At 70.2% G+C, this 26,379-nt stretch carries 29 protein-coding genes; 15 read left to right on the top strand and 14 right to left on the bottom strand.

The window, feature by feature from the left end; all coding sequences use genetic code 11:
* Positions 1 to 3 precede the first annotated feature (3 nt).
* Both ACLQ2O_RS02015 and ACLQ2O_RS02010 read left to right on the top strand, forming a co-directional pair.
* Positions 4 to 1,305 (top strand): type IV secretion system protein, encoded by a 1,302-nt coding sequence (locus tag ACLQ2O_RS02015; RefSeq protein WP_425826508.1) that lies wholly within the window; start codon positions 4 to 6, stop codon positions 1,303 to 1,305.
* A 42-nt stretch (positions 1,306 to 1,347) separates the two neighbouring features.
* Positions 1,348 to 2,127, top strand: coding sequence for a metallophosphoesterase family protein (locus ACLQ2O_RS02010; protein WP_425826506.1), 780 nt, complete (start codon positions 1,348 to 1,350; stop codon positions 2,125 to 2,127).
* Positions 2,128 to 2,206: 79 nt separating this feature from the next.
* Here the strand turns inward: ACLQ2O_RS02010 and ACLQ2O_RS02005 are convergent, their stop codons facing one another.
* From ACLQ2O_RS02005 to ACLQ2O_RS01985, 5 genes are all read right to left on the bottom strand, one after another.
* Entirely contained in the window at positions 2,207 to 5,506 is a 3,300-nt protein-coding gene (locus ACLQ2O_RS02005; protein ID WP_425826504.1) for an ATP-binding protein, read from the bottom strand.
* The gene (locus ACLQ2O_RS02000) at positions 5,503 to 6,252 is read right to left on the bottom strand and encodes a hypothetical protein (RefSeq protein WP_425826502.1); all 750 of its coding nucleotides are present in this window, start codon (positions 6,250 to 6,252) and stop codon (positions 5,503 to 5,505) included. Before ACLQ2O_RS02000 ends, ACLQ2O_RS02005 begins: the two co-directional genes overlap by 4 nt.
* 31 nt (positions 6,253 to 6,283) lie before the next feature.
* Entirely contained in the window at positions 6,284 to 7,357 is a 1,074-nt protein-coding gene (locus ACLQ2O_RS01995) for a hypothetical protein (protein WP_425826500.1), read from the bottom strand.
* Positions 7,354 to 7,866 (bottom strand): DUF4365 domain-containing protein, encoded by a 513-nt coding sequence (locus ACLQ2O_RS01990; protein WP_425826498.1) that lies wholly within the window; start codon positions 7,864 to 7,866, stop codon positions 7,354 to 7,356. Before ACLQ2O_RS01990 ends, ACLQ2O_RS01995 begins: the two co-directional genes overlap by 4 nt.
* A gap of 112 nt (positions 7,867 to 7,978) precedes the next feature.
* Entirely contained in the window at positions 7,979 to 8,623 is a 645-nt protein-coding gene (locus ACLQ2O_RS01985) for a GNAT family N-acetyltransferase (RefSeq protein ID WP_425826496.1), read from the bottom strand.
* An 81-nt stretch (positions 8,624 to 8,704) separates the two neighbouring features.
* On the opposite strand from ACLQ2O_RS01985, the gene ACLQ2O_RS01980 reads away from it, so the two are divergent.
* Positions 8,705 to 9,631 carry a hydroxymethylglutaryl-CoA lyase gene (locus ACLQ2O_RS01980; RefSeq protein ID WP_425826494.1) on the top strand — a complete coding sequence of 309 codons (927 nt, stop codon included), beginning with the start codon at positions 8,705 to 8,707 and terminating at the stop codon, positions 9,629 to 9,631.
* Between the two features lie 726 nt (positions 9,632 to 10,357).
* Here ACLQ2O_RS01980 and ACLQ2O_RS01975 read toward each other — a convergent pair.
* The 3 genes from ACLQ2O_RS01975 to ACLQ2O_RS01965 all read right to left on the bottom strand — a co-directional run bounded on the left by ACLQ2O_RS01975 (position 10,358) and on the right by ACLQ2O_RS01965 (position 12,372).
* Positions 10,358 to 11,191 (bottom strand): helix-turn-helix transcriptional regulator, encoded by an 834-nt coding sequence (locus tag ACLQ2O_RS01975; protein WP_425826492.1) that lies wholly within the window; start codon positions 11,189 to 11,191, stop codon positions 10,358 to 10,360.
* A gap of 102 nt (positions 11,192 to 11,293) precedes the next feature.
* Complete coding sequence (locus ACLQ2O_RS01970; RefSeq protein ID WP_425826490.1) at positions 11,294 to 11,680, bottom strand: VOC family protein; 387 nt, start codon at positions 11,678 to 11,680, stop codon at positions 11,294 to 11,296.
* Positions 11,677 to 12,372: an EcsC family protein gene (locus ACLQ2O_RS01965; RefSeq protein ID WP_425826488.1), complete on the bottom strand. Its 696-nt coding sequence runs from the start codon at positions 12,370 to 12,372 to the stop codon at positions 11,677 to 11,679. The genes ACLQ2O_RS01970 and ACLQ2O_RS01965 overlap by 4 nt, the downstream gene beginning before the upstream one ends.
* Before the next feature lie 159 nt (positions 12,373 to 12,531).
* Here ACLQ2O_RS01965 and ACLQ2O_RS01960 point away from each other — a divergent pair, with 159 nt between their 5' ends.
* Positions 12,532 to 13,242, top strand: a complete 711-nt coding sequence (locus ACLQ2O_RS01960; protein WP_425826486.1) for an MBL fold metallo-hydrolase — start codon at positions 12,532 to 12,534, stop codon at positions 13,240 to 13,242.
* Positions 13,243 to 13,360: 118 nt separating this feature from the next.
* The gene (gene aat, locus ACLQ2O_RS01955) at positions 13,361 to 14,047 is read left to right on the top strand and encodes a leucyl/phenylalanyl-tRNA--protein transferase (protein WP_425826484.1); all 687 of its coding nucleotides are present in this window, start codon (positions 13,361 to 13,363) and stop codon (positions 14,045 to 14,047) included.
* On the opposite strand, the gene ACLQ2O_RS01950 is transcribed toward aat, so the two are convergent.
* The gene (locus tag ACLQ2O_RS01950; RefSeq protein WP_425826482.1) at positions 14,000 to 14,833 is read right to left on the bottom strand and encodes a TetR/AcrR family transcriptional regulator; all 834 of its coding nucleotides are present in this window, start codon (positions 14,831 to 14,833) and stop codon (positions 14,000 to 14,002) included. The two genes, aat and ACLQ2O_RS01950, sit on opposite strands and share 48 nt — an antisense overlap.
* A 126-nt stretch (positions 14,834 to 14,959) precedes the next feature.
* On the opposite strand from ACLQ2O_RS01950, the gene ACLQ2O_RS01945 reads away from it, so the two are divergent.
* Both ACLQ2O_RS01945 and ACLQ2O_RS01940 read left to right on the top strand, forming a co-directional pair.
* Positions 14,960 to 15,439, top strand: a complete 480-nt coding sequence (locus ACLQ2O_RS01945) for a nitroreductase family deazaflavin-dependent oxidoreductase (RefSeq protein WP_425826480.1) — start codon at positions 14,960 to 14,962, stop codon at positions 15,437 to 15,439.
* A complete protein-coding gene (locus ACLQ2O_RS01940; RefSeq protein ID WP_425826478.1) occupies positions 15,436 to 16,506 on the top strand; it encodes an adenosine deaminase in 1,071 nt (356 codons plus the stop codon). Before ACLQ2O_RS01945 ends, ACLQ2O_RS01940 begins: the two co-directional genes overlap by 4 nt.
* Positions 16,507 to 16,509: 3 nt before the next feature.
* Here ACLQ2O_RS01940 and ACLQ2O_RS01935 read toward each other — a convergent pair whose 3' ends face one another.
* Complete coding sequence (locus ACLQ2O_RS01935; RefSeq protein ID WP_425826476.1) at positions 16,510 to 16,956, bottom strand: SRPBCC family protein; 447 nt, start codon at positions 16,954 to 16,956, stop codon at positions 16,510 to 16,512.
* Positions 16,957 to 17,060: 104 nt separating this feature from the next.
* Between ACLQ2O_RS01935 and ACLQ2O_RS01930 the strand changes: the two genes are divergently transcribed.
* The 5 genes from ACLQ2O_RS01930 to ACLQ2O_RS01910 all read left to right on the top strand — a co-directional run bounded on the left by ACLQ2O_RS01930 (position 17,061) and on the right by ACLQ2O_RS01910 (position 20,910).
* On the top strand, positions 17,061 to 17,618 hold the full coding sequence (locus ACLQ2O_RS01930; RefSeq protein ID WP_425826474.1) for a SigE family RNA polymerase sigma factor: 558 nt from the start codon (positions 17,061 to 17,063) through the stop codon (positions 17,616 to 17,618).
* Positions 17,615 to 18,253 (top strand): hypothetical protein, encoded by a 639-nt coding sequence (locus tag ACLQ2O_RS01925; RefSeq protein WP_425826472.1) that lies wholly within the window; start codon positions 17,615 to 17,617, stop codon positions 18,251 to 18,253. Before ACLQ2O_RS01930 ends, ACLQ2O_RS01925 begins: the two co-directional genes overlap by 4 nt.
* Positions 18,254 to 18,310: 57 nt before the next feature.
* Positions 18,311 to 19,006 (top strand): PadR family transcriptional regulator, encoded by a 696-nt coding sequence (locus tag ACLQ2O_RS01920; RefSeq protein ID WP_425826470.1) that lies wholly within the window; start codon positions 18,311 to 18,313, stop codon positions 19,004 to 19,006.
* 141 nt (positions 19,007 to 19,147) lie between these two features.
* Positions 19,148 to 20,131: an ATP-binding cassette domain-containing protein gene (locus ACLQ2O_RS01915; protein ID WP_425826468.1), complete on the top strand. Its 984-nt coding sequence runs from the start codon at positions 19,148 to 19,150 to the stop codon at positions 20,129 to 20,131.
* On the top strand, positions 20,131 to 20,910 hold the full coding sequence (locus tag ACLQ2O_RS01910; RefSeq protein ID WP_425826466.1) for an ABC transporter permease: 780 nt from the start codon (positions 20,131 to 20,133) through the stop codon (positions 20,908 to 20,910). Before ACLQ2O_RS01915 ends, ACLQ2O_RS01910 begins: the two co-directional genes overlap by 1 nt.
* Before the next feature lie 47 nt (positions 20,911 to 20,957).
* On the opposite strand, the gene ACLQ2O_RS01905 is transcribed toward ACLQ2O_RS01910, so the two are convergent.
* The 3 genes from ACLQ2O_RS01905 to ACLQ2O_RS01895 form a co-directional block, all read right to left on the bottom strand.
* Complete coding sequence (locus ACLQ2O_RS01905) at positions 20,958 to 21,419, bottom strand: peptidoglycan-binding domain-containing protein (protein ID WP_425826464.1); 462 nt, start codon at positions 21,417 to 21,419, stop codon at positions 20,958 to 20,960.
* 103 nt (positions 21,420 to 21,522) lie between these two features.
* Positions 21,523 to 22,581, bottom strand: coding sequence for an acyltransferase family protein (locus ACLQ2O_RS01900; protein ID WP_425826462.1), 1,059 nt, complete (start codon positions 22,579 to 22,581; stop codon positions 21,523 to 21,525).
* Between the two features lie 136 nt (positions 22,582 to 22,717).
* Positions 22,718 to 23,668 (bottom strand): helix-turn-helix domain-containing protein, encoded by a 951-nt coding sequence (locus tag ACLQ2O_RS01895; protein ID WP_425826460.1) that lies wholly within the window; start codon positions 23,666 to 23,668, stop codon positions 22,718 to 22,720.
* An 83-nt stretch (positions 23,669 to 23,751) separates the two neighbouring features.
* On the opposite strand from ACLQ2O_RS01895, the gene ACLQ2O_RS01890 reads away from it, so the two are divergent.
* Positions 23,752 to 24,006 (top strand): hypothetical protein, encoded by a 255-nt coding sequence (locus ACLQ2O_RS01890; RefSeq protein WP_425826458.1) that lies wholly within the window; start codon positions 23,752 to 23,754, stop codon positions 24,004 to 24,006.
* Between the two features lie 251 nt (positions 24,007 to 24,257).
* The gene (locus ACLQ2O_RS01885) at positions 24,258 to 25,079 is read left to right on the top strand and encodes a class I SAM-dependent methyltransferase (RefSeq protein WP_425826456.1); all 822 of its coding nucleotides are present in this window, start codon (positions 24,258 to 24,260) and stop codon (positions 25,077 to 25,079) included.
* Positions 25,080 to 25,215: 136 nt separating this feature from the next.
* Here the strand turns inward: ACLQ2O_RS01885 and ACLQ2O_RS01880 are convergent, their stop codons facing one another.
* Complete coding sequence (locus ACLQ2O_RS01880; protein WP_344177384.1) at positions 25,216 to 25,359, bottom strand: hypothetical protein; 144 nt, start codon at positions 25,357 to 25,359, stop codon at positions 25,216 to 25,218.
* 159 nt (positions 25,360 to 25,518) lie between these two features.
* Between ACLQ2O_RS01880 and ACLQ2O_RS01875 the strand changes: the two genes are divergently transcribed.
* Positions 25,519 to 26,376 carry an Fpg/Nei family DNA glycosylase gene (locus ACLQ2O_RS01875; RefSeq protein WP_425826453.1) on the top strand — a complete coding sequence of 286 codons (858 nt, stop codon included), beginning with the start codon at positions 25,519 to 25,521 and terminating at the stop codon, positions 26,374 to 26,376.
* Positions 26,377 to 26,379 lie beyond the last annotated feature (3 nt).

Here is a 26,379-nt window from a genome sequence, read left to right as displayed (position 1 = left end):
CCGGTGGACGTTCCGTGCGGCATCAAAGAAGGCTTCGCCTCGATGGTCACCAGCCAGTTCGACATCCTCGCGGCCAAGCTCGGTGACCTGGCGATGTCCGGCCTGAAGGCGGTCTCGACGTTCTGGATCACCAACGACGAGGTCCAGCCCGCCCCGATCGCCACCCAGCACGGCAGCACCTGGACCTCGAGCGAACCAGTAGCCCTCCTGCACGGCCACACGATGACCCTGTCGATCACGGTCTTCGTCTTCGCCGTGATCTTCGCGGGCCTGCGCACAGCCTGGGAGCAACGCGCCGAACCACTCCGCGACCTGCTCAAAGCGACACTGACTCTGGTGCTCGTGGCCGGCGCCGGTACGGCGGTGATCCAGCTCCTGATCGAGATCTCCGACGGGATCGCCCTGGCGGTGATCAAGGACGCGCACCTCGACACCGGCTCGGACCAGGCGGTGGGTGAGGCGCTGTTCCAGGGCATCAGTCTGTCCAAGGCGACGGCCGACATCCCCCTGGTCGCCGCGATGTTCTTCGCGGTCGCGGTGTTCATGGCGTCGGCCGTGCAGGTGATCCTGCTGCTGATCCGCTCGGCGATGCTGGTCCTGCTCGCCGGGACGTTCCCGCTCGCCGCTGCCGCGACGAACACGGAGGTCGGCAAGGCCTGGTTCCGCAAGTACTGCGGGTGGGTGCTCGCCTTCGTGGCCTACAAACCCGCCGCCGCGCTGGTGTACGCGGCGGCGTACAAGATGACCCAGACCGGGATCCAGCAGGAGACAGGCAACACCTTGGTCAACGCGCTGGGCGGGCTGATGATGATGCTCCTGGCTGTCTTCGCGCTCCCGGCCCTGCTGCGCCTCGTCGTGCCGGTGACCGCAGCCGTAGCCGGTGGGGCCGCCGGTAGTGGTTCGACGCTGGCCGATCCCGGCGGGCTCGCCTCCGGCGCCATCAACGCCGGCCGAGGCGCCCTGGGCGGCCGCTCCGGTGGCCGCAGCGGTGGCGGTGGCGGCGGAGGAGGAGGCGGAGGCGGCGGTGGCGGTGGTGGAGGCGGCCTGAAGGGCGCAGCCTCCGGTGCCATCGGAGTCGGTCTGGCCGCAGGTGGCGCGGCAATGAGCGGTACGAAGAAGGCAGGCGGCGCCCTGGCCGGCGCGGCTGCTCACTCAGCCGGTGAACCAGGTGGCGGTACCCCCACCTCCGGCACGGGCGGCGGGGGCCGAGGCTGGAGCACCTCCCGCCGCCCGAAGCCCACCAAGACCTCCAGCACCGAGTCAGCCGCCCCCGTCCCCTCAGGCCCGACGGGCAGCAACCGCTGACCCCGCCGTACGACGACCCTCTCAACCACGGAAGATGGCTGTATGCCCTTGGAACGTATCGCCCTGATCTCCGACGTCCACGGCAATCTCACCGCTCTCGAGGCAGTGCTCGCCGACATCGAGGCGCGCGGTATCCGGCGCATCTTCAATCTCGGCGACTACGTCGGCAAAGGTCCGCGCGGGCAGGCCGTCGTCGACCGTTGTCAGGAGGTCTGCGAGGTCACCATCCTCGGCAACTGGGACGACTTCCTCCCCGCCCCGGACATCGCCCCCGACAGCGACAGCATGCGCTGGTGGAGGAACGAGCTCCGCGAGGACCAGTGGGCCTGGTTGCGCAGCCGTCCGTTCTGCCACGACTTCGTTCTCAGCGGCCGGCAGATCCGCCTGTTCCACGCCAGCTCGGACACCGTCCACCACCGCACTCACTTCGACCACGACGAGAAGCAGTTCCTCGCCATGTTCGAGAACACGCCGGCGACCGGCGACGGCCCGCTCCCCACGGTCGTCGGCTACGGCGACATCCACGACGCCTTCTGCGAAACAGACCTGGGCCGCACCCTCTTCAACGTCGGCAGCGTCGGTAACTCCCTCGGCGACCCCACCCCCGTCTACACCATCCTCGAAGGCGTCCCCGACGCTTCGGACCCAGCCCCCTTCTCCATCCAGTTCGTCCGAGTCCCGTACGACGCCGAGGCCGAGCTCGCGGTCGCCCACGCCCTCAACGCCCCCGAGCTCGAAGGCTACGAAGCCGAGCTCCTGCACGGCATCTACCGAGGCGACATCTACAACAACAGAACCCCGTCCTACCACCGCGCCGGCTGATCGGGGGCAGGGTCGGCCCGGCGGGCCTGATCAGCCCGCCGCTCGGCCGGGCAGCCCGGCACCCACCCTGCGGGCCTGATCAGCCCGGTGCCCGGCTCGCGGCGGCGCGGCCGATCACCTCGTCGGTGGTGAGCGGGCTGCGTGGGTGGTAGCTCAAGCACAGCGGCACCCGTACCTTCTGGAACGTCGCTCCCTCACCGGCCGCGTAGAACTCGCCCGACCGCAGCCGGGCGATGTCGTCGACCGTTCCGCCCTTGGCTTTGGCCAGTTCCTTGGCCGCGTTGATCTGGGTGACGACGTTCAGCAGCCCGTAGAACTGCGTGGTCGCGTTCCCAGGGATGCGGTTGTGCAATGCCTTGGGTGCTTGAGTCGCGAACACCAGCCCCAAACCGTACTTCCGAGCCTGCGCGGCCAACGCCAAAGTGCTTTGTGTGCAAGCCGTTTCAGCCCCCGACGATGCGAAGTCCTGCGCCTCGTCCATCACCAGCAGTCCGCCCAGTGGCCGATCGCCGGCCGGGTTGCGTTTGATCCAGGCGAACAGTGCCATCTGGAGCTGGTTCACGAAACTCTGCCGCTGGTCCTGCGCGGGAAGTCCCACGAAGCTGATCACCGAGACCCGGGCGCGGTAGCCCGCCGACGGAGTCAGCAGTACGCCGGGATCCAGCGCCTCGCCAGACCCCCCGAACAACGGATCGTTCACGGTCTCGGCGTTCAACGACTCGGCGATGTCCTCAGCGAGCCGGTGCGCGTTGCGCAGCCGGCTGATCCCGGACGGCAGGTCCGACAACAGGTCGATGAAGTCCCCAAGCTCGGTACCGCCGTCGCGAGCGAACGACCGCAACGCCTCCAGCAGCACCGCCCGGCCGTTCTTCGCCTTGCGCCCGGTGAGCTGAACGCGCGGCAACAGCCCCGCGACAGCGGCGTCGAGCGCGTCGCTGAACTCGTCCTCGTCATCAAGCACGTCCCCGAAGTCCGGCAACGGCCGAAACGCGAGCGGCCTGCCCTTCAACCGGCGTGGAGTCCACACGACCACCTCAGTGCCCGCCAGGTAGGTCGCCGCTTTCTCCGCATCCCCAGGACCCCACCCCGACGGCGCGGTCGGCCAGGCGTCCCCCAGCCGCGCCAGGTCGTTGTTCGGATCAAGCACGATCGAGGACACACCATGCAATGCACACTCCTCGATCAACCGCCGTAACAGCACGGTCTTCCCGGACCCCGACCCCGCAAACGCCACCACGTGCTTCCGCAGCGACTCCAACGGAACCCCCAGCTCCCGTCCACTCTGAAGCCCCACCCCAAGCCCCACCATCGGCTCCCCCGCAGAGGACGGCCCGCCGGCACCGGTCGCCGCCCCGCCAGTACGCCGGATGCCGGCCGCCACCTCCGCCGAGCGCTTCAGCGGATCTGGGACGGGCTGTGCTTCCGCCGACCGCGCCGGCTGACCCGCGCCGGGCGGCGCGTCGGCCGCAGGCTCCAGCGGCGGTGGGCCTGCCCCAAGCCCCAAGTCGGCGGCAGACTCCACCGGGGACGAATCCCAACCAGCAGCCCCCAGTTGCCCCGCCTGCTCGTCCTCCACCTCACCGAACACCCGGCGGAACAACTCCGAGTTGCTCGCCGGCCTTCGGGCCGTCAACCACTGAAGGAACCCAGGATCCGGCTGCCGTCGCAGCGCATCGAGCGCGGCAAACGTCCGCAGATCATCGTCGGTGATCAGCAACGACAACCCACCAGCCTCCTCGAACTCGCCCAGCTCCGCGGACGTCTTCGGCCCCGGCGACCACCGCGTGTTGCGCAGGATGATCAACCGCCGTTTCGCCGCGCCGACCTGCAGCCCCGACTCGGTCCGCGCGGCGTGCAGCCGTGTCAGCGCCGCTCGGGGATTGGTGCTGGCGATGCCCCGGAAGCTCCAGTGCATCTCGTCGTCGGACTGTTCGTCGAGGGTCCGCCGCAACCGGGCGTGCAACGCCGGCTTGGTCCCGGGCAAGGGGTCGAGCTCGAATTGCTGACCGAGTTCACCGAGCTCGGCGATGTACGAGCTCAGCGCCGCACCGAGCAGCACCGGCAGCACAGAGTCCTCGGTCTTCCCGTCCAGTGCGGAGGCGACCTCGGCCTTCGCCCGCAGCTCGTCGAACTTCGCGTCGAGCCGGGTCAGCCCGCTCGGCGCCGAGTGCCGCCCCGACCGGACCGGCCGAACGACCTCCTCGTCGAAGCTCGTCAGCTCGACCAGGTCGTCGGTCTCCAAACACCGGCGAATGTGGCTGTCGACGCGTTGCAGCAGCCGTCGCGGCGTGAAGTCGCGCGCACCGTCGTTCTCGAACGCAGACCTGAGCACCGGCCACGTCGGGTACGGCGGGACGAACCCGGCCGCGCTGTACAGCCCAGCGAGTCGTCCCGAGACGAGCGCGACAGCGATCTGCGGACTCGGCAACTGGCTCTGCATGCTCACCGGACGGAACCTGTCGGCCGCCGTACCGGTCGCCTGCGTCTTGATCAGCTCCCACGTCGTCGGGATGCACGCGACCACCGTCAAGGTCCGCCGGGTGAACTCACGCAGCTCCATCAGCCCGTCGGCGATCTCGTTGACCAGCCGGGTCCGCGTCTGCGCTTGTACGTCGTCCGCACTGCCCGCGGTCGCGACCTGAGCCATCAGGCTGTCGAGCTGGTCCACAGCGATCACACTCGGACCCGTCAGGGCGAGCAGCTGCGACAGATCACCGAGCAGTTGCTGCGGCAGTCGCTGCCCCCGCCGGAACCCCCACGCCTGCCGATCGGCATCCTCGACCGCGCCGTCGAGCTCGAAGTAGCTGTAGCCGATCTCCTGGATCGTCGAGTCCGGGCTGAGCGACAGCACCAGAGCGCGCGCCGTGTTCTGGCACTCGGTCGCCACCTGACGATCGACGCGTTGCAAGCCGGCGATGAACTCGTCCAGATCGGCCCGAGTGACAAGGCCGCCTCCGACAAGGCGTTTCCGGAGCTCCACACCCAGCCCCGCCTGATCGGCGAGCCGCGTCAGCAGACCGACGAGCTGGTCGCCGCCGCCGGCCCGCAGACCGTCCATCACCCCGCGGACCGCGCTCGGCCAGAACGACGCTCCGCTGACCAGCTTGATCAGGAAGAAGTACCCCTCGCTGTCCTGGACCCGCTGCCGGACCCAGCCGAGCAGGTGGGTCTTCCCGACGCCCTTCTCCCCTTCGAGAGCGATCCCGATCGGGCTCGCCCCCGTACTGCTGCGCGCGGTCGCGACCGACGCCATCACGGTCTGTACGACGGTCCGGTGCAGGTCGTCGACGTGGTGCTCGACCGGGTTCCAGATGGCGTCCGGCGTCACCGCCCAGTTGAACTGAACCGCCGCGAGCGCCGCGCGTTCCTCGCCTCTCATGGGTTCTCGATCTTCAGCAGGTGACGGCTGCTGGCCCCGAACCGTACGGCGGCCGCGTGGTCCTCGTCGGTCAGGCTCTGCTGGTTCGCCTCGGCCTGGACGTGCACGCCGGGTTCGCGGGAGAGCTGCTGCAACGCGCTGTCGATCTCGGCCCGCGACAGGTCGGCGAGGTCGGCCCGAAGCACCCGCAAGGCGAGCCACGACTCCCCAGGCTCCCTGCTCAACCGGGCGTACGCCGCCCGGATCCGATCGGCCGGATCCGACCCGAGCTCCTCACCCAGCACCGCCCCGGCCTCACCCAGCACCGACCCGGCCTCACCCGGCGCCGATCCGACCTTCTCGGCCGCCGCCCGCTCCCGCTCCTCGGCTGTCGCCGGGGCCGTCCCGCTGGGAGCGTCGTCCGGCTGGAAGATGTCCACCAGCCGCTGCCCAGTGCGCTGCAGGTACCGCTGCAACCCACCGAGAATCGCGTACAACGCCCCACCTCCAGCTCCAGCTCGCTCCGGCCGCTCGGCCGCCAGCTCGTCGTCGCACCACTGCGCGCCCGCCTCGGTGAGCTCGTGCACGAACCCCCGGCCCTCCTTCACCGACGTCACCAGCTTGAGGTCGTTCAGCTTGAGCCGGCTCGCGCCGTCGAGCTTCACCCCGGCCGCCGCGGAGAGATCGGTGTTGGTCATCGCGCGGCCCTCGGCGAGCAGCCCGAGCAGGACGGCTCGTTCCTTGAGGGTGAGTTCTTGAGCGGGCACAGTTCGGTCCTCCGGTCGGTACGGCATCGAGTCAGTCAGGGGGTACGACGAGCTGAAGCCCGTCGGGATCGGCTTGGATCCGTGGACCGCGCGTCCCGGTCCAGGTCCCGTCGACGCGGACCTCGCGGTGCTGCCGGTGCGCGGCCAGCGCCTCGTCGTACTGCTCCTGGCCGGTCAGGCGGATCCAGAGACTTCGGCGTGCGGTACGCCGGCCGTCGACCACGAGAGCGCCGCGGAGCTTGATCCGCCAGCGGTCCTCGCTGCCCGGGGTGTCGTGCAGCGCTTCGATCCGGCCGACGATCGCGACCGTCCCGGTCTCCGGCGATGGAGCGGACGCGGCGACCTCCGAGCGGTCGTCCAACCGCTCGGCCCCGTCGCGGATCACCTCGCCGGCCCCAGGCGGGAAGGCGAGGCGCTGGTCGGAGAGCGGCGCGGGAACCCCGCGAGCCCAACGGAAGCCGAGGGTGAACGGCTGCTGGAGGTCGTCACCCGCGAGCGAGCTGAGCGCCGTACAGAACTCTGCTGTGACGGCGAGGTCCTCGAAGGCGCCGGTGGCTGCCGCCTCTCGTACGGCGAGGGTGGAGCTGTGCATCTGCACCAAGGTCCGGCGACCGAGCGAGTGGTGGTCCTCGCCGAGCGGAACGAGCAACGTCAGCGCGAACTGCTGCCCGGCCGTCGTCCCGAGGTGAACCCCCGCGAGCAGTTCGGACACGGCATGGTCGGCCGGAAACCGCGAGTCCGCCAGCACCGCCCGAGCCGACGCGGTGAACATCGAGTGCACCCCGCGCAGCGCGCCGAGCCCCGACGGCAACGGGATGAACCCCTCCGGCCCCGGACCCACCGGCCCTTCGTACGCCGCGGAGTCCAGCAGGGGATAGACGATCTCGCGCGTGACCTCGGTGACCGGTCGTTCCTCAGCGTCGGCCAGCGCGAGCAGCAGCTCCCGAAGTCTGGCGGCGCTGTCGCCCATGTCGTCGCGGGGTGGCACCAGCACCTCCTCGGCGCCGTTGGTCCAGATGACGCCGCCGTGCCACGAGCGATCCGTCCGGGACCATCCGGCGGACTCCAGGTAGGTGCTGACGGCGGTGACGCTGAGGTCCGTCATGGCTGGATCCGGAGCGTGTCCGGGTTGACCAGGCCGCGCAGGCTGGTGACCGTGAGCACGTTCGCCGTCGGCACGGTGACCCGGACGCGCCGGTCGGTGCGAGCCGCGGCGATCGGGTCCCGCTGCCGGAGCGAGGTGTAGTAGCCGACGTCCCGCAGCAGCAGCCCACCGGTCTCGAGCGCGGCGTACTGGTCCGCGCGCGGAGGCACGATCACCAGGAACAGGTACCGGTGGACCATGAAGTCCGGACCGGCGAGCTTGTTGTACTGCGACTGGTTCAGGCCGTCGAAGTCGAAGGCGGCGGCGCGCTGCTTGGGCTTCGCGGTGGTCTTGACCTGGACATCGATCCGCGGCGACCAGCCGTACGACGACCGGCCGGGCATCTTGATCGTGAAGTCGATGCCGTCGTGGTCGAGATCGTCCTTGGACACCAGCAGCCCGGCCGCGGACGCGAGCACCCGGATGTAGTCCTCACCGAACTTGCCTTGATGTGCGAGCGCGTCAAGCATCCGACCCCCCGGACTGGCGTTTTCCCCCGCAATCCCGTGCCGCAACCCTCTGTGACCTCGACCCTAGGGGTCTGACGGTGAGTTGTCAGCACGAACCGGTACGTCGCCGTCCTCAGCGGACGAGGAGGGCCTCCGAGCCGACCGGGACGTAGCCGGCGGCGAGGAACATCCGCAGCGACGCGGCGTTGCCCGGGGTGACCTGCGCCCAGATGTGGGTGCCTGGTGGGACCAGGGCCCGGGCGGCCCGGGCCAGGTGGCGGCCGACGCCTTTGCCGCGGGCGTTCTCGTCGACCTCGAGGGCGACCTCCTGGCGGCCGGCCAGGCCGAGCCCGGTGAGGACGAGGCCGCCGGTAGACGTCGTGAACACGCGGACCTCGTCGCGGTAGCGACGTGCTCGGCGGATGCGCGGGTGGGACTCGTCGGTGAACGGCGTGAGTCCCGCGAGCAGCTCGGCGCGCTCGGACTCGTCGGTGAGCGCGGGCGCGAGCAGCATCGCGTCGATGCCGTTGACCTCGCGGCCGGTCAGCTGTTCGAGGGCGTGCAGGAACGGCGGGTTGAGCGGCGCGGCCAGGTCGGTCAGGTCGAGGTGCTCGGCGACCCACTCGGGCGTGACGTCCGCGGCGACGACGAGGTGCCCGGTCAGGCCGATCACGCAGGTGTCGCGCGGCGACGGCGGCGGGACGACGGACGTGGTCAGGTCGGGGGCCGGGAAGACGCCGTGCTCGATCCCGCGCAGAATGTCGGCCAGAGTTGTCATCACGAGCCATTCTGGAGGAGAACCCTCCGCGGCTCGGAGCCGAGCGGGTTCGTCGGATCGGCGAGCCGGGATGGAGGCAAGGTGCGGAAGCCGCAGCGGGCGACGGTCGACGGGCTGCCGGAGCGGGTGACGATCTACGAGGTCGGCCCGCGGGACGGACTGCAGAACGAGGACGCGATCGTCGACGTGGCCGTCAAGGCCGAGTTCGTACGGCGCCTTGCCGGCGCGGGCCTGACCACGATCGAGACGACGAGCTTCGTGCACCCCAAGTGGGTCCCGCAGCTGGCCGACGCGGCGGAGCTGCTGAAGCTGCTCGACCTGCCGGCCGCCGTACGGGCTCCTGTGCTGGCCCCGAACGAACGCGGCCTCGACCGCGCCCTCGAGGCCGGCGTGCGGGAGATCGCGATCTTCGCCAGCGCCACCGAGACGTTCGCGCGGAAGAACCTGAACTCGACGCTGGACGAGCAGTTCGCGATGTTCACGCCGACGGTCGAGCGCGCCCTGGCGGCCGGTCTCGCGGTCCGCGGCTACGTGTCGATGTGTTACGGCGACCCGTGGGAGGGCGATGTCCCGGTCGACCAGGTCGTCAAGGTCACCAAGCGCCTGGCCGTCCTCGGCTGCCACGAGCTCTCCCTCGGCGACACGATCGGCGTTGCCACCCCCGGCCAGGTCATCGCCCTGATCAGCGGCCTCCAGCACGCCGGCGTCGGCGTCGACCAGCTCGCCGTCCACTTCCACGACACGTACGGCCAGGCCCTCGCCAACACCCTCACCGCGCTCCGCGAAGGCGTCACGGTCGTCGACAGCTCAGCAGGCGGCCTCGGCGGTTGCCCGTACGCCGAGTCCGCCACCGGCAACCTCGCCACCGAAGACCTCGTCTGGCAACTCGACGGCCTCGGCATCGAAACCGGCGTCGACCTGGAGAAACTCGTCGCCACCAGCGTCTGGATGTCCCAGCAACTCGGCAAACCCTCAGCCAGCCGAGTGGTCCAAGCCCTCGCCGGTTAGGTGTATTCGGCCGCGAGGTTGGTGACACCGGCACCGCCCCGCGCCCGTCGTGCCGCCCCGCGTCCCGCCGGGCATCAACTGCTGTCTGGCTCACACCCGCCGGCCCTTCTCGCTACTTTGTGCACCGGCCGACCACCTCCAGGCCCCTCAAAGGGCTGACCGGTGCACAAAGTCGCCGCCGAGCCCGGCCCGCGGCCCGCCCCGCCCCGTCCGCCGCCCCGCCCGGCCCGCCCCGGCCCGCCCCGGCCCGCCCGCCGCCGAGCCCGGCCCGCGGCCCGCCCCGGCCCGCCCGCCGCCCGGCTCGCCCGCGGTCTCCCCGCGGCTCCGGCTCGTTCGTGGTCTCCCCGCCGTCCCGGCCCGTTCGCGGCCCCGCCACCCCGGCCCGCTCGCCCCCGCCGTCCCGGCCCGTTCGCGGCCCCGCCACCCCCGCCCGCGGCCCCGCCGACCCGGCCCGCTCCCGCTCCCGGCCACGTTCCGGCCTCCGGGTGCTCGCGGCACTTTGTGCACCGGTTGGCCACGTTTGAGGCCTCCGGGCGGCTGGTGGGTGCACAAAATGGAACGGTTGCGACTGGCCGGTGCACAAACTGGAGCGGGAAGGCATCGCGGGAGCGGTACGGCGCGCGCGGTGGGAGATGGCTTTGCAGGCCCGGTGGATTCGTCACCAACGTCCTGGCCGAGTACAGCTAGAGCGGACCCGGAGACAGCAGTTCGCCCCACCGCGACCCCTCACCGGGCAGCTGGTGCCAGTCGGGTCAGGGGCAGGCGTTCGCGGGTGAGCTCGTCGGCGGGGGTCTCGACGAACATCACCAGGTCGGGGTGGGCCGGGACGGCCAGCTCGGTGACGGTGAAGCGGAGCTCGCCGGCCTGGGGATGCAGGACGTGGCGCGGGCGGGGAGCGCACTCGGCGACCTCGTGGCGGGACCACAGGGTGTCGAACTCGGGGCTCATCGCGCGCAGCCGGTCGATGTCGGTCTCCCAGGCCGGGTCGCCGAGGTGTTCGCCGTACGCCGACCGCAGGCGACCCACCAGGTACGGGACCTCGGTGTCGTAGTTCAGCAACTGCTGCCGGGCGAGCGGCTCGGTGACGATGCACCAGAGCAGGTTCTTGTGGACGCAGGGCAGCGTGTGCCAGTCGTGGAAGAGGTCGCCGAACGCGTCGTTCGTCCGCAGGATGTCGAAGCGCCGGTTGGTAATCAGCGCGGGCAGCGGGTCGAGCGCGGTGATGATCTCGGCCATCACCAGCTCGTTCGCGCAGACGCCGGCGCGCAGCGGCCGGGCCGGCGTCGCCTCGGCCAGCCGGTACAGGTGCCCGCGTTCGGCCTCGCTCAGGCCGAGCGTCGTCGCGACGGCGTCGAGCACCTGGCCGCTGACGTTGATCGGGCGGCCCTGCTCGAGCCACGTGTACCAAGTGACGCCGACGCCGGCCAGCTGCGCCAGCTCCTCGCGGCGCAGTCCCGGCGTACGGCGACGTCCGCCCGCGGGCAGGCCGACGGCACCGGGGGCGACCTGGGCACGCCGCGCCTTCAGGAACTCCCCGAGCTCGGCCCGGCGGTTGCTCACCACCAGATCGTCGCACCGACCGCCGACAGTTTCACCGGGATTCCGGCAGGCGATCGGGCGCGCAGTTCACCGGGACTCCGGCAGGCGATCGGGGCGCTCGGCTTACCGGGATTCCGGCGGACCGGCCGGCGTTCCCCACGTGCTCAGGCAGAACGGGTGCCCGGCCGGGTCGAGGTACACGCGAAACGCCTCCGGCGACGGCTGCAGCACGGCCTTCGTCGCCCCGGCGTCCAGCACGAGCGCCTCGGACGCGTCCAGGTCAGCCGACTTGAAGTCGAGGTGCGCCTGCTGCGGCACCCTCGGGTCCGGCCAGGTCGAGGCGCGGTAGTTCAGGTCCCGCTGGAACCCCAGGCTGCACGCGTCCAGCCGCAGCTCGACGAAGCTGTCGCTCGACACCACCACCGACCCACCACAGACGCGCTGGTAGAACGACGCCAGCGCGAGCGGGTCCGAGCAGTCCAGCATCGTCCCCCAGTACGGCGCGATCACGGTTCGATCGGGCGCCGGATCCGTCGGACCAGGCTCTTGTCGGCGTACTGACCGATCCGGTACGTCGACCAGCCGTCGACCCCGCCGCCGACCACTCCGCCGAGCAGCGGGACCCGGCGGGTCACCGTGATCGCCATCCGCTTGCCGCTGACCCGCGCGATCAGCTCGCCGACCACCTCACCGGCGACCTGCCGATCCAGCTCCGGGTCGAAGACCGGTGCCGTCGCGATGCCGAGCGGGGAGGTCGGCAGGTTCGCCTTCTTCAGCCGGTCCGTCACGCCGTCCTCACCGAGCAGGCAGGTGATCACCGCGGTCCGCACCCGCGGATCGCCCAGGTCGTACCCGCGCAGGTGCGCGATCGCCGCGACCATCCGCGCCTGCACGATCGCCAGGCCGGTCAGGTTGGCCGGGAGGGCGACCGGGAGCGTCACCAGGCCGCCGATGCTGGTGACGAAGCCCTGCACCCCGGCGAGCCGGATGTGCTGGTCGATCACCGCCTCGATCGCGACCGCGACGTCGTCGTCGGCCTTGGCCAGCTTGGTCTCGGCGATCTTCTCCGCGCCGGGGAACCGCTGGTACCCGTCGATCGCGATCTCCAGGACCTGCCGGAGAATCCCGGCCGCGGCCTGTGGCGCGAACCGCTGGGCGGCGGGCGCGAGACTGCTGGCGACGAACCTTGCTACTCCGGCCACGGTTCTCCTCGAGGCTTCGGTGAGGCGCGGGCGCCCGGCCTCCGCGGGCGGCGCACCTTCAACTCTACGTGCCGCCCCCGACCGCGCCACTCGGGAGAAACCCCGGTCGCGCCCTGGCAACCTCCTGGACGACCCGCCGCCACGGTTAGGTTGCCGGGCATGAGATTGACTGTCGTCGGCTGCGCGGGCTCAGCCCCCGGTCCGGACTCGGCCGCGTCGAGCTACCTGGTCGAGAAGGACGGCTACCGGCTGCTCCTCGACCTCGGTGCCGGGGCCGCCGGACCGCTCCAGCGGTACGCCGCTGCGGAGGACATCGGCGCCGTGGTCGTGTCCCACGCGCACTCCGACCACTGGTCGGACCTCACCCAGCTGTCGTACTACCGCTCGAAGGCGATCCGGGATGGCTCCGACTGTGGGCCGCTGCGGATCTACGGCCCGTCGGACATGAACGACGTGCTGACGACCAATCCGGACGACTTCACCAGCACGTACGCCGAAGCAGGTGATCTCCAGCTCGGTCCGGTCCTGGTCCGGCTGGCACGGGTCGAGCACGGCGAGTGCTGGGCCAGCCGCGTCGACGACGTGCTCTGCTACACCGCCGACACCGAGCCGTGCGCCGCTATCGAGGAGCTGGCCGACGGGTGTGGGGTGCTGCTGGCTGAGGCCTCCGGGTACGACGCCGACGGGCCGATGCGCGGACACCTGACCGCCGGGGACGCTGGCCGGCTGGCGGCGAAGTCCGGCGCGAAGCTGCTGGTCCTCACGCACCTCCGCTCCTGGCAGGACCACCTCCGCCTCCTCGACGAGGCCTCCCAACTAGCCGGCTGCCCGGTCGTCCTGGCCACCCCGGGCCTCCGCGTCGCGCTCTGAGCCGGGGTGGGGCGGAGGCGCCCGCCGCACCCCCGCGATCGCATGTGTTGGCCCCGCTCAGCACCCGCGACCACCTGCCCGGCGTACGGGCTCCTGGGGCGTGCGCGAGGATGGTGGGGTGCCTGTCGAACCGCCTGTCTCCGTCTGGGAGTTTCCGCCGGTCGCGGTGGCCGGGAGCGGGGACGTCGTCGCGGCGGGGGCGGATCTCGAGCCGGGGACCGTGCTGGCGGCGTACCGGCGTGGGCTGTTCCCGATGCCGGACAGTCACGGTCCGCTGCTGTGGTGGTCGCCGTTGGAGCGCGGCGTGATCGACATCGCGGGGTTCAGCCCCTCGCGCTCCCTGCGCAGAGCCCGGCAGCGGTTCGAGATCCGCGTGAACACCGCCTTCGACCAGGTGATCCGCGCGTGCGCCGACCCGAGCAGACCCGGTTCCTGGATCGACGAGGACATCATCGCGTCGTACACGCGGCTGCACCAGCTGGGCTGGGTGCACTCGGTCGAGGCCTGGGACGGTGACGAGCTGGCCGGCGGCCTGTACGGCGTGGCGATCGGCGGGCTGTTCGCCGGGGAGTCGATGTTCCACCGCAAGACCGACGGCTCGAAGGCTGCCGTCGCGGGGCTGGTCGAGCTGCTCGACGACAAGTACGCCGCCGACCGCGTGCTCGACATCCAGTGGGTCACCGACCACCTGGCGACGCTCGGCGCGGTCGAGATCCCGCGCGACCAGTACGTCCGCCGCGTCCAGCGCGCCCTCGAACTACCTCTGCCCGACGCGTTCGCTCAGGGCGTGTCTCCCCAGGCCTAGAAACGCGGCGTGCGACGCGATCGCCGCCTCGAACAGCTCGTCCGCGGGATCGAAGGTCCCGACGAACTGCCCGAACAGCTCGAAGCTGACCAGCCCGAACAGCTGCGCCCAGATCATCCCGGTCCGCAGCAGCACAGCCTTCGGTACGTCGGGCGCCACGGCCTCCAGCTGCTGCAGCTGATCCACCAGCGCACCCGCGGGCTCGACGGCATCAGCAGGCACCTCCAGTACGCCGGCCGCCTGCGCCCGCTGCAGCACGCCGAGCAGGCAGACCGCCACTCGTGAGGCCGGCTGCACAGTCGACTGCGGCGCGCTGTACCCAGGCACCGGCGACCCGTAGATCAGCGCGTACTCGTGCGGGTGCTTCCGGGCCCACGCGCGCACCGCCCGGCAGGCCGCGAGCCAAGCCTCCCGAGGCTCGCCCGACGCCATCCCCTCCCGCACCGCGGCGCCCGCGCCCCTCCCCGCCGGAGCCCCCGCGGCCTCCCGCACCCCAGCGCCCGAGCCCTTCCCCGCCCCAGCGCCCTTCCCCACGGCAGCACCCGCGGCCTTCTCCACCGCCGCCCCCAGCGCGTCGTACGCGTCGATGATCAGCGCGGTGAGCAGGTCGTCGCGGCTCGGGAAGTACCGGTACAGCGCGGACGACACCATGCCCAGCTCGCGTGACACCGCGCGCAGCGAGAGCCGCTCGGCGCCGTCGGTGGCGAGCTGGCGGCGCGCGGTGTCCTTGATCTCCTGGGTCAGCTCGGCCCGGGCTCTGTCACGTGCGGTGCGTCCGGCGTTCATGGTCCGCAGTCTGCCACGATCACTGCACTAAAGCGAGAGCAGTGCTCTTGACAAGGATCACCCGATACGTGTTCACTGGTCACAACAGAGAGCACCGCTCTCGCAAAGCTTGAAAGGCCCACCGCCATGAAGCAGACGTACGACAAGAATCGCGTGATCACCTCCGGCCACGGCAGCATGCTGGTCTTCAACAAGCTCGTCGCCGCGCTGACCAAGACCGGGATCAGCCTGATGGGCAGCCGGGTCCTCTCGGTCAAGGGCCGCAAGTCCGGCGAGTGGCGCAGCACGCCGGTCAACCTGATGACGCTCGACGGCCAGCCGTACCTGGTCGCCCCGCGCGGACACGTCCAGTGGGTCAAGAACCTGCGCGCCACCCCCGAGGCGCGGCTCCGGCTCGGCCGGAAGACCGAGGTGTTCCACGCCGTCGAGCTCGCCGACGCCGACAAGCCCGAGGTGCTCCGGGTCTACCTGAAGAAGTGGTCCTGGGAGGTCGGCGCGTTCTTCGAGGGCGACGTGGACAAGAACTCCTCGCTCGAGACCCTGCTGCAGGTTGCCCCCGGCGTACCGGTATTCAAGATCACCAAGGATGCCAAGATGGGCCGATGATCACTCCCGAGCAGTTGACCGCGGCGCCGAAGGTGCTGCTGCACGATCACCTGGACGGCGGCTTGCGGCCCGCGACGATCGTCGAGCTGGCCCAGGAGATCGGGCACCGGCTGCCGCGGACCGATCCCGCCGAGCTCGGCGAGTGGTTCGTCGAGTCGGCCGACTCCGGGTCGCTCGAGCGGTACCTGGAGACCTTCGACCACACCGTCGCGGTGATGCAGAACGCCGCGGCGATCACCCGGGTCGCGAGCGAGTGCGTGCAGGACCTGGCCGCCGACGGCGTCGTGTACGCCGAGATCCGGTACGCCCCCGAGCAGCACCTGACTGCCGGGCTGTCGCTGGAGCAGGTCGTCGACGCGGTCCGCGAAGGCTTCGAGCACGGCATGGCCAACGCCGTCCGCCCGATCGTCGCCCGCCAGCTGCTGACCGCGATGCGGCACCAGGCCCGCTCGATGGAGATCGCCGAGCTGTCCGTCGCCTACCGCGACGCCGGCGTCGTCGGGTTCGACATCGCCGGCGCGGAGGCGGGCTACCCGCCCACCCGGCACCTGGACGCGTTCGAGTACCTGCAGCGCGAGAACGCGCACTTCACCATCCACGCCGGCGAAGCCTTCGGTCTGCCGTCGATCTGGCAGGCGATCCAGTGGTGCGGCGCCGACCGCCTCGGCCACGGGGTCCGGATCATCGACGACATCACCGAGAACGCCGACGGCAGCGTCGAGCTCGGCCGCCTGGCGGCGTACGTGCGGGACCGCCGGATCCCGCTGGAGATGTGCCCGAGCAGCAACCTGCAGACCGGCGCCGCGACCTCCATCGCCGACCACCCGATCGGCCTGCTCACCAAGCTCCGCTTCCGGGTCACGGTCAACACCGACAACCGCCTGATGAGCGGTACGTCGATGACCCGCGAGCTCGCCCTGCTCGCCGACGCCTTCGACTACGGCCTGACCGACTTCCGCTGGTTCGCGATCAACGCGATGAAGTCGGCGTTCCTCCCCTTCGACGAACGCCTGGCGATCATCGACGAGGTCGTCAAGCCCTGGTACGCCGCCGAGCTGAAGGTCTGATGCTCAGCTCCTGGCTTCGAGCCGCTCCTTCAGGCGCGCCAGGTTGGCCGGCATCTCCTTGCGGGCATGGGGTTCGACGATCAGCGGGACGAGCAGCCTGCCGATCCCGTGACCGGTGAAGTCGACGCTGATCGTCACCCGGCTCCGCGTCGTACCGGGCACAGGTGCGACGGCGACGTCGATCGCGCCGCGAATCGGCCCTTCGGTGCCGCGGACCGCCCACGCGTGCGGCGGTGCGTACTTGACGATCGTCGACGTCGTCTCCCGCTGCCGGCCGCCGATCCGGCGGGTGGTGTGACAGACGGATCCGATCGCCGGCGGGCCGTCGTGGTCCAGGCCGCCGCCGGTCACGCCGGCCTGCCACTGCGGGAAGTGGGTCGGGTCGATCACGTACTCGAAGACGTCGGCCTGCGGGGCGTCGACCTCGATCTCGGTCACGATGGCACTCATCAGCGAACTCCTTGTCGTCGTTACCAGTCCTGACGAACGGGCTGACCACGGATTCGACAACAACGTAATGCAACCTCGCGGCGGCGGCCGGACTCTTTGCAGGCATGCAGGGGGAGACGTTCTCGGAGCCAGGGGTGTGGGTCGGGGCGCCCGCGCGCCGGGTGGACGACTCGGCCGCCGAGTTCAGCGCGTACGTCACGGAGCGGTACGACGGCCTGCTGCGGATGTCGTACCTGCTGACCCAGGACCGCGGCCTGGCCGAGGACCTGCTGCAGACGACGCTGGCGCGCTGCTGGTTGTCGTGGTCGAAGATCAAGGCCGAGAACCCGCACTACTACGTCCGCCGATCGTTGGTGAACACCCACCGCGCCTGGTGGCGGGTGAAACGCACTCGGTTGGAGATCCCCACCGATTCCGTTCCGTACGACGTCGCCGACGGCGGGTACGACGTACTGCACGAGAACGCCGTGCTGCTCGAAGCGCTGGGCCGCCTGCCGCGCCGGATGTGCGCGGTGATCGTGCTGCGCTACCTGGAGGACCTGTCCGAGATCGACACCGCGCGCATCCTCGGGTGCAGCACCGGAACCGTGAAGAGCCAGTCGAGTCGCGCGCTGGCCAAGCTGCGCAACGATCCCGTACTGAGCAAGGAGGCCTGGCGATGAACCCCGATGACCTGCGCCGGCGCCTGCACCAGGCCGTCGTACCGGTGGAGGGGCAGGGAGATCCCGGCCCGGCCATCCGGCAGCGGGCGAACAGCATCGCGCGTCGTCGGGCGACGGCGACCACCTGCGCGCTCGTCGTCGCCGTCGCCTCGGGGGCACTGGTCAGCGCCCATCGCTCCGGCAGCGAGTCGGTGCCAGGAACACCTGTCGCCACCAGCATCACCGGACTCGGCGGCGGAACCCAGGCAGCCGGCGGCCTGCAGCCGAAGACCGGCGGCAAGTACCTGATCGAGCAGACCTCGCTGAAGTTCGACCTCCCCACCACAGCCCGCCTGTACCAGTGGAGGCAGCAGGCGATCGGCCAGGCCCGGCCCCGGGACGCCATCTGGCTGCTGGCCAGCTGCACACACTCCTCGGCCCAGGTGATCGTGGCGCTGCACAGCAAGTCGGGGCCGTCCGTCGCGCAGTACCCGGTGCCGTGCGCGACCAAGACCCAGCTCCCGGTCCCGGCCGACTGGTCGGCCGATACGCCGGCCGAGTTGTCGGTCGGCGTCGGTAGCGCCGGTGAGGTCGTGGTCGAGGCCGGCCTCTACCGCGCCGACAGCTGCCGAGCCGGCAAGTGCTGGATTACTTGACATCGGGTACCCGTCGGCGAATACTCGATCTCAAGTAATCGAGATCGAGGAGGGCTGATGGTCCGGCGCAAGGTGGGCAACCCGCTGGCGTTCGCCGTGCTCGGCAGTCTTGCCGAGCGGTCGATGCACCCGTACGAGATCTCGACGATGCTCAAGAGCCGGGGCAAGGACGGGAGCATCAAGCTCAACTACGGCTCGCTGTACTCGGTGGTGACGGCGCTGGAGAAGGCCGGCTTCATCGAGGCCGTCGAGACCGTGCGCGACGGCAACCGGCCGGAGCGGACCGTCTACGCGATCACCGCCACCGGGCGCGAGGAGTTCGACTCCTGGCTGGCCGAGTTGCTCGGAGAGCCGGAGAAGGACTTCAGCCAGCTCGAGGCCGGGCTCGCCTACCTGCCGGCGTTCGCGCCGGACCGGGTCGCCGACCTGCTCGAGCAGCGGGCCGGCGTGCTGGAGCAGGAGGCCGCGGGGCTCGAGGGCATGCACGCGATGATGCGCTCGAAGAAGTTCCCGGAGATCTTCTGGATCGAGTCGGAGTTCCGGGTCGAGCTGCTGCGGACCGAGATCGCGTTCGTCCGCCGCCTCGCGGAGCGGATCCGCACCGACGACCTGGAGGGCACCGAGTTCTGGCGCCGTACCCACGAACTGGTCGCCGAGCTCGGTATCCACCCGGGCGAGCTGCTGAAGGACCCGGTCAAGTACTTCGGTGTCGACTTCCCCTGGTTGCGGGAGGTCCTACCGGACGCACAGTGAGAAACGGCCCCCGGCCCGAGGTGCGGCAACACCTGGGTCGAGGGCCGTCAGTTCCTCGAGCCGGTCCCGAAGGACCTGATGACCCAAGGTGCATCATCAGGATAGACGGCCCGGCTCCTTCACCCCATCAAAGGAGTCACCATGGTCAGTCATGCCCTGACGGCCGTCGACCTGGTCAAGACCTATCCCGGAGCCCGCCGCGGCCCGGGGGTCCGGGCCCTCGACGGTCTCACGTTCAGCGTGCCGGAAGGAGTCGTGCTCGGTCTGCTCGGACCGAACGGCGCCGGCAAGTCCACCACCGTCAAGATCCTCACCACGTTGTCCCGCGCGGACTCCGGTACGGCGCTGGTTTCCGGGTACGACGTCAACCGCGAGCAGGACGAGGTCCGGCACGTGATCGGCTACGTCCCGCAGAAGGCGAGCTCGGACCCGATGGCCACCGGCCTGGAGAACCTGGTGCTCAGCGGCCGCATCCACGGCCTGTCCCGGTCCACGGCGACGTCGCGGGCCCGGGATCTGCTGGAGCGCTTCAGCCTTACCGAGCAGGCATCCCGGCAAGTGAAGACGTACTCCGGCGGTCAGCAGCGCCGACTCGACGTCGCGCTCGGGCTGGTGCACCGCCCGAAGGTGCTGTTCCTCGACGAACCGACGACCGGGCTCGATCCGGAAGCACGCGCCGACCTGTGGGCCGAGGTCCGGCTGCTCGCCGGAGACGAAGGCCTCACCGTCCTGCTCACCACGCACTACCTGGAGGAGGCCGACCGGCTCGCGGACCAGCTGGCGATCGTCGACCACGGCAAGATCGTTGCCGAGGGCACCCCTGAGGGGCTGAAGGCCGAGCTGCGCGGCGACACCGTCCAGGTCGAGCTGGTCGATCCCGATGTCGACGGCTCGGTCCGGTCGTTGCTCGCCGGTCTCGCGGGCATCGGCGAGATCGTTGTCGAGGGCAACTCTCTGCGGGCGCGGGTCGACCGCGGCGCCACCGCCGTACCGGCGGTGCTGGGAGCCCTTGAGGAGAAGGCGATTCCGGTCGGCGCGGTGACGGTCTCGCGGCCGTCGCTGGACGACGTGTACCTGAGCTACACCGGTCGCTCGTTCCAGGCGGCGGAAGAGCAGGTGGCGTGATGAGCACCCCAGTCCTCGCCCACACCGGGTTGATCACGTCCCGCTGGCTGCGGGCGCAGTTCCGCTCGCCGGCCCTGATCGCGTTCACGCTCGTCCAGCCGGCGATCTGGCTGCTGCTGTTCGGGCAGCTGTTCAAGGGGATCGTCGACCTGCCGGGCTTCGGCACCACGTCGTACATCGCCTTCCTGACGCCGGGCATCGTGATGATGACCGCGCTGATGTCGAGCGGCTGGAACGGCACCGCGTTCATCACCGACATGGAGCGCGGGGTGATGGACCGGATGCTCGCCTCACCGGTTCGCCGCGGCGCGCTGATGGCCGGTCAGCTGATCAGCAACGCCACCAGTACGGCGATCCAGGCGCTGCTCGTCTTCGGCATCGGCCTCGCCGCCGGCGCCCGGTACGACGGGGGCGTGGTCGGGTTCCTCGTCACGGTCGCGGCGTCGGTGCTGATCGGGACGGCGTTCGGCTCGCTGTCGAACGCGGTCGCGCTGCTCACCCGCCGGCAGGAGGCGCTGATCGGCATCTCCCAGTTCGTCTCGCTGCCGCTGACGTTCATGTCGTCGATCATGATCGACCCGAAGCTCGCCCCGCACTGGGTCGAGGTCGCCGCCCGCTTCAACCCGGTCGACTGGGCGACGATCGCCGCCCGTGAGTCGCTGTCCGCCAACCCCGACTGGGCCTCAGCAGGTCGCCACGGCCTCTACCTGCTGGCGTTCACGCTCGTCGTGGCCTATCTCTCCACCCGCGCGTTCCGCACGTACCAGCGCTCGGTCTGACCAGGGACAGGGGATTCGCCCCCGCGGCGAATCCCCTGTGGCGCAGGTCAGATCGGGCTGTAGCAGGTCGTGCTGTCGATGTTCTTCGCCGGGTCGTGCAGCCGCCAGTTCATCGCCGAACGGGTCTGCGGTCCGTAGATCCCGTCCGCCGCGACGCCGTACCGGCGCTGCACCGACTTGACCGCGTCGCGCGTCGTCACGCCGTAGTACCCGTTGACGACGATCTTCGCGCCGTAGCAGTAGTTCAGGGTCTGCTGCAGGCCCTTGATCGCGCCCGCCGGGTCGCCGAACGGCTCGGCCGGGTTCCGGTGCGGGAAGTCGCCGTACACGAGGTTGCAGCTGACGCTCGTGCTCTCCCACAGGCCCGGTGTGGTGATCTCCCACCCGTTGCCAACTGCGACGGTCCGGCTGCCGTCGCACTGCGGCGTCGGCGCGGCGGTGGCGGCTGTCGGCAGGAAGGCCAACGGGGCGGCGAGTGCGGCAACGGCGAGCCCGGTTCGAACGAACATCTTTTGACTCCTCACGCATCGGGAACACCTGTCCGGTTGCCCGATCAGCGAATCCCCATGCGGAAGATCACGGGACCGCGACAGGTTCGAGTCGCGGCTGTGATCAGGGATGGAGGCGGCCGATGGCGCGGAAACCGAGGCGCTGGAGGGGGACGACGAGCTGGGTCAGCGTGCGGTACGCCGGTTGTTCGACGTACCGGGTGAGGAGCCAGGCGAGAACGATGACGCCGCCGACGGCCCCGACGACCTGCTCGGGGCGACCGAGGCCGAGGCGCATCAGGTGGTAGGCGATCAGGTAGCCGAGCTCCTGGTTGAGCAGGTAGATGCCGAACGAGATCTTCGCCAGGAACTGGATCGGCCGGCGGATCGGCGTGAAGACCAGCCAGTCCCGGCCGCGTGCGGCGAAGGCGACCAGGATCAGCAGCGCGCCGATGCCGAGTGCCGACGGGAGGTCCGAGGTGTGCGCGTACTGCGCGTAGACGGTCGCGACGAGCAGCGCGCCGAGGTGCACCGCGCTGATCCGGCGCTGCGACCACAGCCAGAGCGCGATCCCGATCGCGAACAGCTGCAACCGGTGGAAGCCGAACCCGTTCCAGACCTGCTGCACCACCAGGGGACTGCGCAGGATCTGGTCGTTCCACTGCAGGATCACCGGCGCGACCGTCATCACCCACAGCAGCACGGTGATCCGCGACGGCGAGCCCATCCCGCGCGGCCAGAGCAGAGCGGCGGCGACGAACGCCATCAGCTGCAGCGGCAACGTCCAGTACGAGCCGTCGATCAGCCGGACGGTCGGGTCCAGCGACACGATCAGCGTCAGGTTGCCCCACAGGTCGCGCGGGGTCGGCAGGATCCAGTTGTCCGGGCCGAAGAGCACCAGCAGCGTGTACGTCGCCAGCACGGCCACCAGGTACGGCGGAAGGACCCGGGAGATCCGCTTCCACAGCCACGGCAGCGTCGGGCCCTTGCGGACCGTCACGCAGACGAAGTAGGCGCTGATCACCAGCAGCACGCTGGCGCCGACCTGGAACGGGTGGTGACCCAGGGGCTCACCCAGCTCGGGGTGCAGCACCGGGCCCTCGTACGTGGTGTGGCTGAGGACCACGGCGAAAACGGCGACGACGCGGACGACGTCCCAGCTCAGGCGGCGTGACGAAGCCACCTGGGGAGAGGGCGGTTCCAATTGCGACAACTCACAGACATCTCGACCGACTCCCCCTGTAACACCTCTGTGATCCTAGGCAGACGGCGTACGGCGATCGCAAATTGTGTGCGCGTTGTCACTCCCCGGCGTGCCGTCAGGCGGTCTGGAAGGTCCGCCGGTAGTTCTGCGGCGGGACGCCGACGACGCGACGGAAGTGGTGGCGCAGCAGGGCCGCGGTGCCGAAGCCGGCCTCGGCGGCGATCTGCTCGATGCCCAGCGAGGTCTGCTCCAGCAGGGTCCGGGCGTGCAGGACGCGCTGCGTGGTGACCCACTTGAGCGGCGTCGTCCCGGTCTCGGCGACGAAGCGGCGGGCGAAGGTGCGCTCCGACATCTGCGCCCGGCGGGCCAGGTCGGGCACGGTGTGCTCGACGGTCAGGTTCGCGACCATCCAGTCCAGGACCGGCTGCAGGCTCTCGCTCGACGACTCCGGGACGGGGACCTCGACGTACTGGCGCTGGCCGCCGTCGCGCTGCGGCGGGACGACCATGCGGCGGGCGATCCGGGTCGCGACCGCGCTGCCGAGCTCGCGGCGGACCAGGTGCAGGCACGCGTCGATGCCGGCCGCCGTACCGGCGCTGGTGATGATGTTGCCGTCGTCGACGAACAGGACGTCCGGGTCGAGCTTGGCGCGCGGGTAGCGCTCGCGGAAGAGGTCGGCGTACCGCCAGTGGGTGGCGCAGTTGCGGCCCTCGAGCAGCCCGGCCGCGCCGAGCACGAACGCGCCGGAGCAGACCGTCAGCAGGATCGCGCCGCGGGCCTCCGCCTTGCGCAGGGCGGACAGGATGCGTTCGTCGTACGCCTCCCGCCAGGTCGTCGCCGGCAGCGCGACCAGGTCGGCGTCCTCCAGCTCGTCCAGCCCGTACGGCGCGATGACGGCCGAATGGCTGCTGGTCCGCAGCGGCTCTCCCGGGCGGGTCGAGCAGACCTTGAAGTCGAACGCGGGCACGCCGTCGTCGGTCCGGTCGATCCCGAAGACCTCCGAGAGCACTCCGAACTCGAAGAGCGCGACGTCCTCCATCAGCACCACGGCGATCTTGCGCAACATGCAGGCCAGTATGGCAGAAATTTGCCGAAGGTGGTCAGTAGTGCCAATTGTGGCGGTATGTGAACGCTAGCATGATTACTGCCATGACCGGAATCGTAGTTCTCGCAGTCCTCGCACTGACCATCATCGCCGCCCTCGAGGTCAGCAACCGCCGCCACTCCAGCGGCCTCCCGGCCGGCGCGACCAACGACCGCGACCTGGCCAGGACCAAGCTCGACCTGCTCGCCCTCGGCGCGTCGGCCAAGCCCTTCACCCACAAGCCCGCCACCACCTCCGAGAGCGTCGTCCAGATCCGCCGCGCTCGCCTGCACACGACCCACGGCCGGCACGCCGCCTGACAGCTGCCCGTCCGGTCCAACCCGCCCAGCCTGGTGGTTGCCAGGTTTCGGGCGGGTTCCTGCTGTGTTTTTTGGCCTCGCCTCCGGCTCGGCGGGTTTTGGGGCTTTTTCGCCCGCTCTTCCCTCGTCGGTCGGTCGCTGCGCTCCCTCCCTCCTCAGTCCAGAGCGGGCAGCCCCAAAACCTTGGGGTGCTTGGGTCGGGGGCGTAAACCTGGGGCGGACTGTGTGGGTGGTGTGTCACCCTCGCTGGCATGGATGACTACCGGGTGGTCAATCGCGAGAGCTGGGACGAGCGGGTGGCGGCTCATGCTGCTTCGCCGGACTACAAGCTGGCCGAGTTCGAGAGTGATCCGTCGTTCATCTCGGACGTGGTGCGGTTCGATCTGCCGCGGCTGGGTGATGTGAGCGGTTTGCGCGGGGTGCACCTCCAGTGCCACATCGGGACCGACACCGTGTCCCTCGCGCGGCTGGGGGCGCGGATGAGTGGGTTGGACTTCTCCGGGCCCGCTGTGCAGCAGGCGCAGGGTTTTGCGGACAAGCTCGGGCTGGAGGTCGACTTCCACCAGGCCGACGTGTACGACGCGGTCGAGGTGCTCGGTGCGGCGTCGTACGACCTGGTCTTCACCGGCATCGGCGCGCTCGGCTGGCTGCCGAGCATCGACCGCTGGGCGGCCGCGGTGAGCGGGCTGCTGAAGCCGGGCGGGCGGATGTTCGTCCGCGAGGGGCACCCGATGCTCTGGGCGCTCGACGACGCGACCGAGGAGCTGGCGGTCAACTACCCGTACTTCGAGACCCAGGAGCCGATGGTCTGGGACGAGGGCGGCACGTACGTCGAGACCGACGTGCAGTTCCAGCACAACCTCACCCACGAGTGGAACCACGGCCTCGGCGAGATCATGACCGCGCTGTTCCAGCACGGTCTCCAGGTGACGGCCTTCGAGGAGCACGACAGCGCTCCCTGGGTCCCGCTGCCCGGCAAGATGACCAAGGACCCCGACTTCGCCGAGTGGCGCCTCACCGACCGTCCCGAGCGACTCCCCTGCACTTACACCCTGCAGGCCGTCAAGCTCTGACCCGCCTACTCACCCGTACGACGGCCGCCGGCGCACTGGTCCGGCCCAGCGGCGCCGTCCGGCCGCCGTACGAGGGCGCACGTCGGGCCCGGCGAGGGTCGTCCCTGCTCGCCGGGCCGGGCGGAGTCGGTGAGGCTCAGTGCGCGTTGCGGCGTTGCTGAACCTTCTGGAACATCTCCTTGGCCTTGCGCTGGTTCTCCGGCTTGCTCAGCTCACGCTGCGCGACCTGGGCCAGCTTGGCCACCACAGCGCCCTTGAGCAGTGTCTTCACGAAACCCATCGGGGGCCTCCTTCTCTTCTTGTGTCGAAGGTAGCGGCTCAGCCCAAGAAACCACCTGGGGAATCCGCCTGACCGACCCCCGGGTTTCCGCGCACCCGGACCCCGAAACCCCTACTGGCGAGTCTGTGAACTGTCCGTGCCGTACGGCACACTGGGATCGTGCCCGAGTTGCCGGAAGTCGAGTCGCTGGCGGGGTTCCTGCGGGAACGAGCCGTCGGACGGGCGGTCGTGCGTGCCGACATCACCGCGATCAGCGCCCTGAAGACCTACGATCCACCGATCTCCGCGCTGACCGGGCTGCTGATCGACGACGTCAGCCGGCACGGCAAGTTCCTCGACCTCGAGGCGTCCGGCGTGCACCTGGTGATCCACCTGGCGCGGGCCGGGTGGTTGCGCTGGCGTGAGCAGCAGTCGACGGGCCTGGTCCGGCCGGGCAAGGGCCCGATCGCGCTGCGGCTGATCCTGGACGACGAGTCCGGGTTCGACCTGACCGAGGCCGGCACGCAGAAGAAGCTCGCGGTGTACGTCGTACGCCACATCAACGAGGTCCCCGGGATCGCCAAGCTCGGCCCCGACCCGTTCACGCTCTCGCCCGAGGGGTTCGCCGAGATCATGCGCGAGGCCGGCCGGGTCCAGCTCAAGGGTGTGCTGCGCAACCAGTCGGTGATCGCCGGGATCGGCAACGCCTACTCCGACGAGATCCTGCACGTGGCGAAGATGAGCCCGTTCAAACCGGCCGCCAACCTGACCGACGACGAGCTGCACCTGCTCTACACCGCGATGCAGGAGACGCTGCGCGACGCGGTCGAGCGTTCGAAGGGCCTGGCCGCGCAGGACCTCAAGTCCGAGAAGCGCAGTGGCATGCGGGTGCACGGCCGCAAGGGCGAGAAGTGCCCGGTCTGCGGCGACACCGTCCGCGAGGTCAGCTTCGCCGACTCCTCCCTGCAGTACTGCGCGACCTGCCAGACAGGCGGCAAGCCCCTGGCCGATCGCCGCTTGTCCAAGCTGCTCAAGTAGCTC

Origin of the sequence: Kribbella sp. DT2 (genome assembly GCF_049844575.1) — a bacterium.
Lineage (GTDB): Bacteria > Actinomycetota > Actinomycetes > Propionibacteriales > Kribbellaceae > Kribbella.
Note: the sequence above shows the minus strand (reverse complement) of the source record. Positions and strands in the feature narration are given on the sequence as shown.

Bases quoted from the DNA above. Each gene is read 5' to 3' on its own strand.
- ACLQ2O_RS02010 (WP_425826506.1), top strand. From the start codon at position 1,348: ATGCCCTTGGAACGTATCGCCCTGATCTCCGACGTCCACGGCAATCTC.
- ACLQ2O_RS02005 (WP_425826504.1), bottom strand. From the start codon at position 5,506: ATGAGAGGCGAGGAACGCGCGGCGCTCGCGGCGGTTCAGTTCAACTGG.
- ACLQ2O_RS01995 (WP_425826500.1), bottom strand. From the start codon at position 7,357: ATGACGGACCTCAGCGTCACCGCCGTCAGCACCTACCTGGAGTCCGCC.
- ACLQ2O_RS01990 (WP_425826498.1), bottom strand. From the start codon at position 7,866: ATGCTTGACGCGCTCGCACATCAAGGCAAGTTCGGTGAGGACTACATC.
- ACLQ2O_RS01985 (WP_425826496.1), bottom strand. From the start codon at position 8,623: ATGACAACTCTGGCCGACATTCTGCGCGGGATCGAGCACGGCGTCTTC.
- ACLQ2O_RS01960 (WP_425826486.1), top strand. From the start codon at position 12,532: ATGAGATTGACTGTCGTCGGCTGCGCGGGCTCAGCCCCCGGTCCGGAC.
- ACLQ2O_RS01950 (WP_425826482.1), bottom strand. From the start codon at position 14,833: ATGAACGCCGGACGCACCGCACGTGACAGAGCCCGGGCCGAGCTGACC.
- ACLQ2O_RS01945 (WP_425826480.1), top strand. From the start codon at position 14,960: ATGAAGCAGACGTACGACAAGAATCGCGTGATCACCTCCGGCCACGGC.
- ACLQ2O_RS01940 (WP_425826478.1), top strand. From the start codon at position 15,436: ATGATCACTCCCGAGCAGTTGACCGCGGCGCCGAAGGTGCTGCTGCAC.
- ACLQ2O_RS01935 (WP_425826476.1), bottom strand. From the start codon at position 16,956: ATGAGTGCCATCGTGACCGAGATCGAGGTCGACGCCCCGCAGGCCGAC.
- ACLQ2O_RS01930 (WP_425826474.1), top strand. From the start codon at position 17,061: ATGCAGGGGGAGACGTTCTCGGAGCCAGGGGTGTGGGTCGGGGCGCCC.
- ACLQ2O_RS01925 (WP_425826472.1), top strand. From the start codon at position 17,615: ATGAACCCCGATGACCTGCGCCGGCGCCTGCACCAGGCCGTCGTACCG.
- ACLQ2O_RS01920 (WP_425826470.1), top strand. From the start codon at position 18,311: ATGGTCCGGCGCAAGGTGGGCAACCCGCTGGCGTTCGCCGTGCTCGGC.
- ACLQ2O_RS01915 (WP_425826468.1), top strand. From the start codon at position 19,148: ATGGTCAGTCATGCCCTGACGGCCGTCGACCTGGTCAAGACCTATCCC.
- ACLQ2O_RS01910 (WP_425826466.1), top strand. From the start codon at position 20,131: ATGAGCACCCCAGTCCTCGCCCACACCGGGTTGATCACGTCCCGCTGG.
- ACLQ2O_RS01905 (WP_425826464.1), bottom strand. From the start codon at position 21,419: ATGTTCGTTCGAACCGGGCTCGCCGTTGCCGCACTCGCCGCCCCGTTG.
- ACLQ2O_RS01895 (WP_425826460.1), bottom strand. From the start codon at position 23,668: ATGTTGCGCAAGATCGCCGTGGTGCTGATGGAGGACGTCGCGCTCTTC.
- ACLQ2O_RS01890 (WP_425826458.1), top strand. From the start codon at position 23,752: ATGACCGGAATCGTAGTTCTCGCAGTCCTCGCACTGACCATCATCGCC.
- ACLQ2O_RS01885 (WP_425826456.1), top strand. From the start codon at position 24,258: ATGGATGACTACCGGGTGGTCAATCGCGAGAGCTGGGACGAGCGGGTG.
- ACLQ2O_RS01880 (WP_344177384.1), bottom strand. From the start codon at position 25,359: ATGGGTTTCGTGAAGACACTGCTCAAGGGCGCTGTGGTGGCCAAGCTG.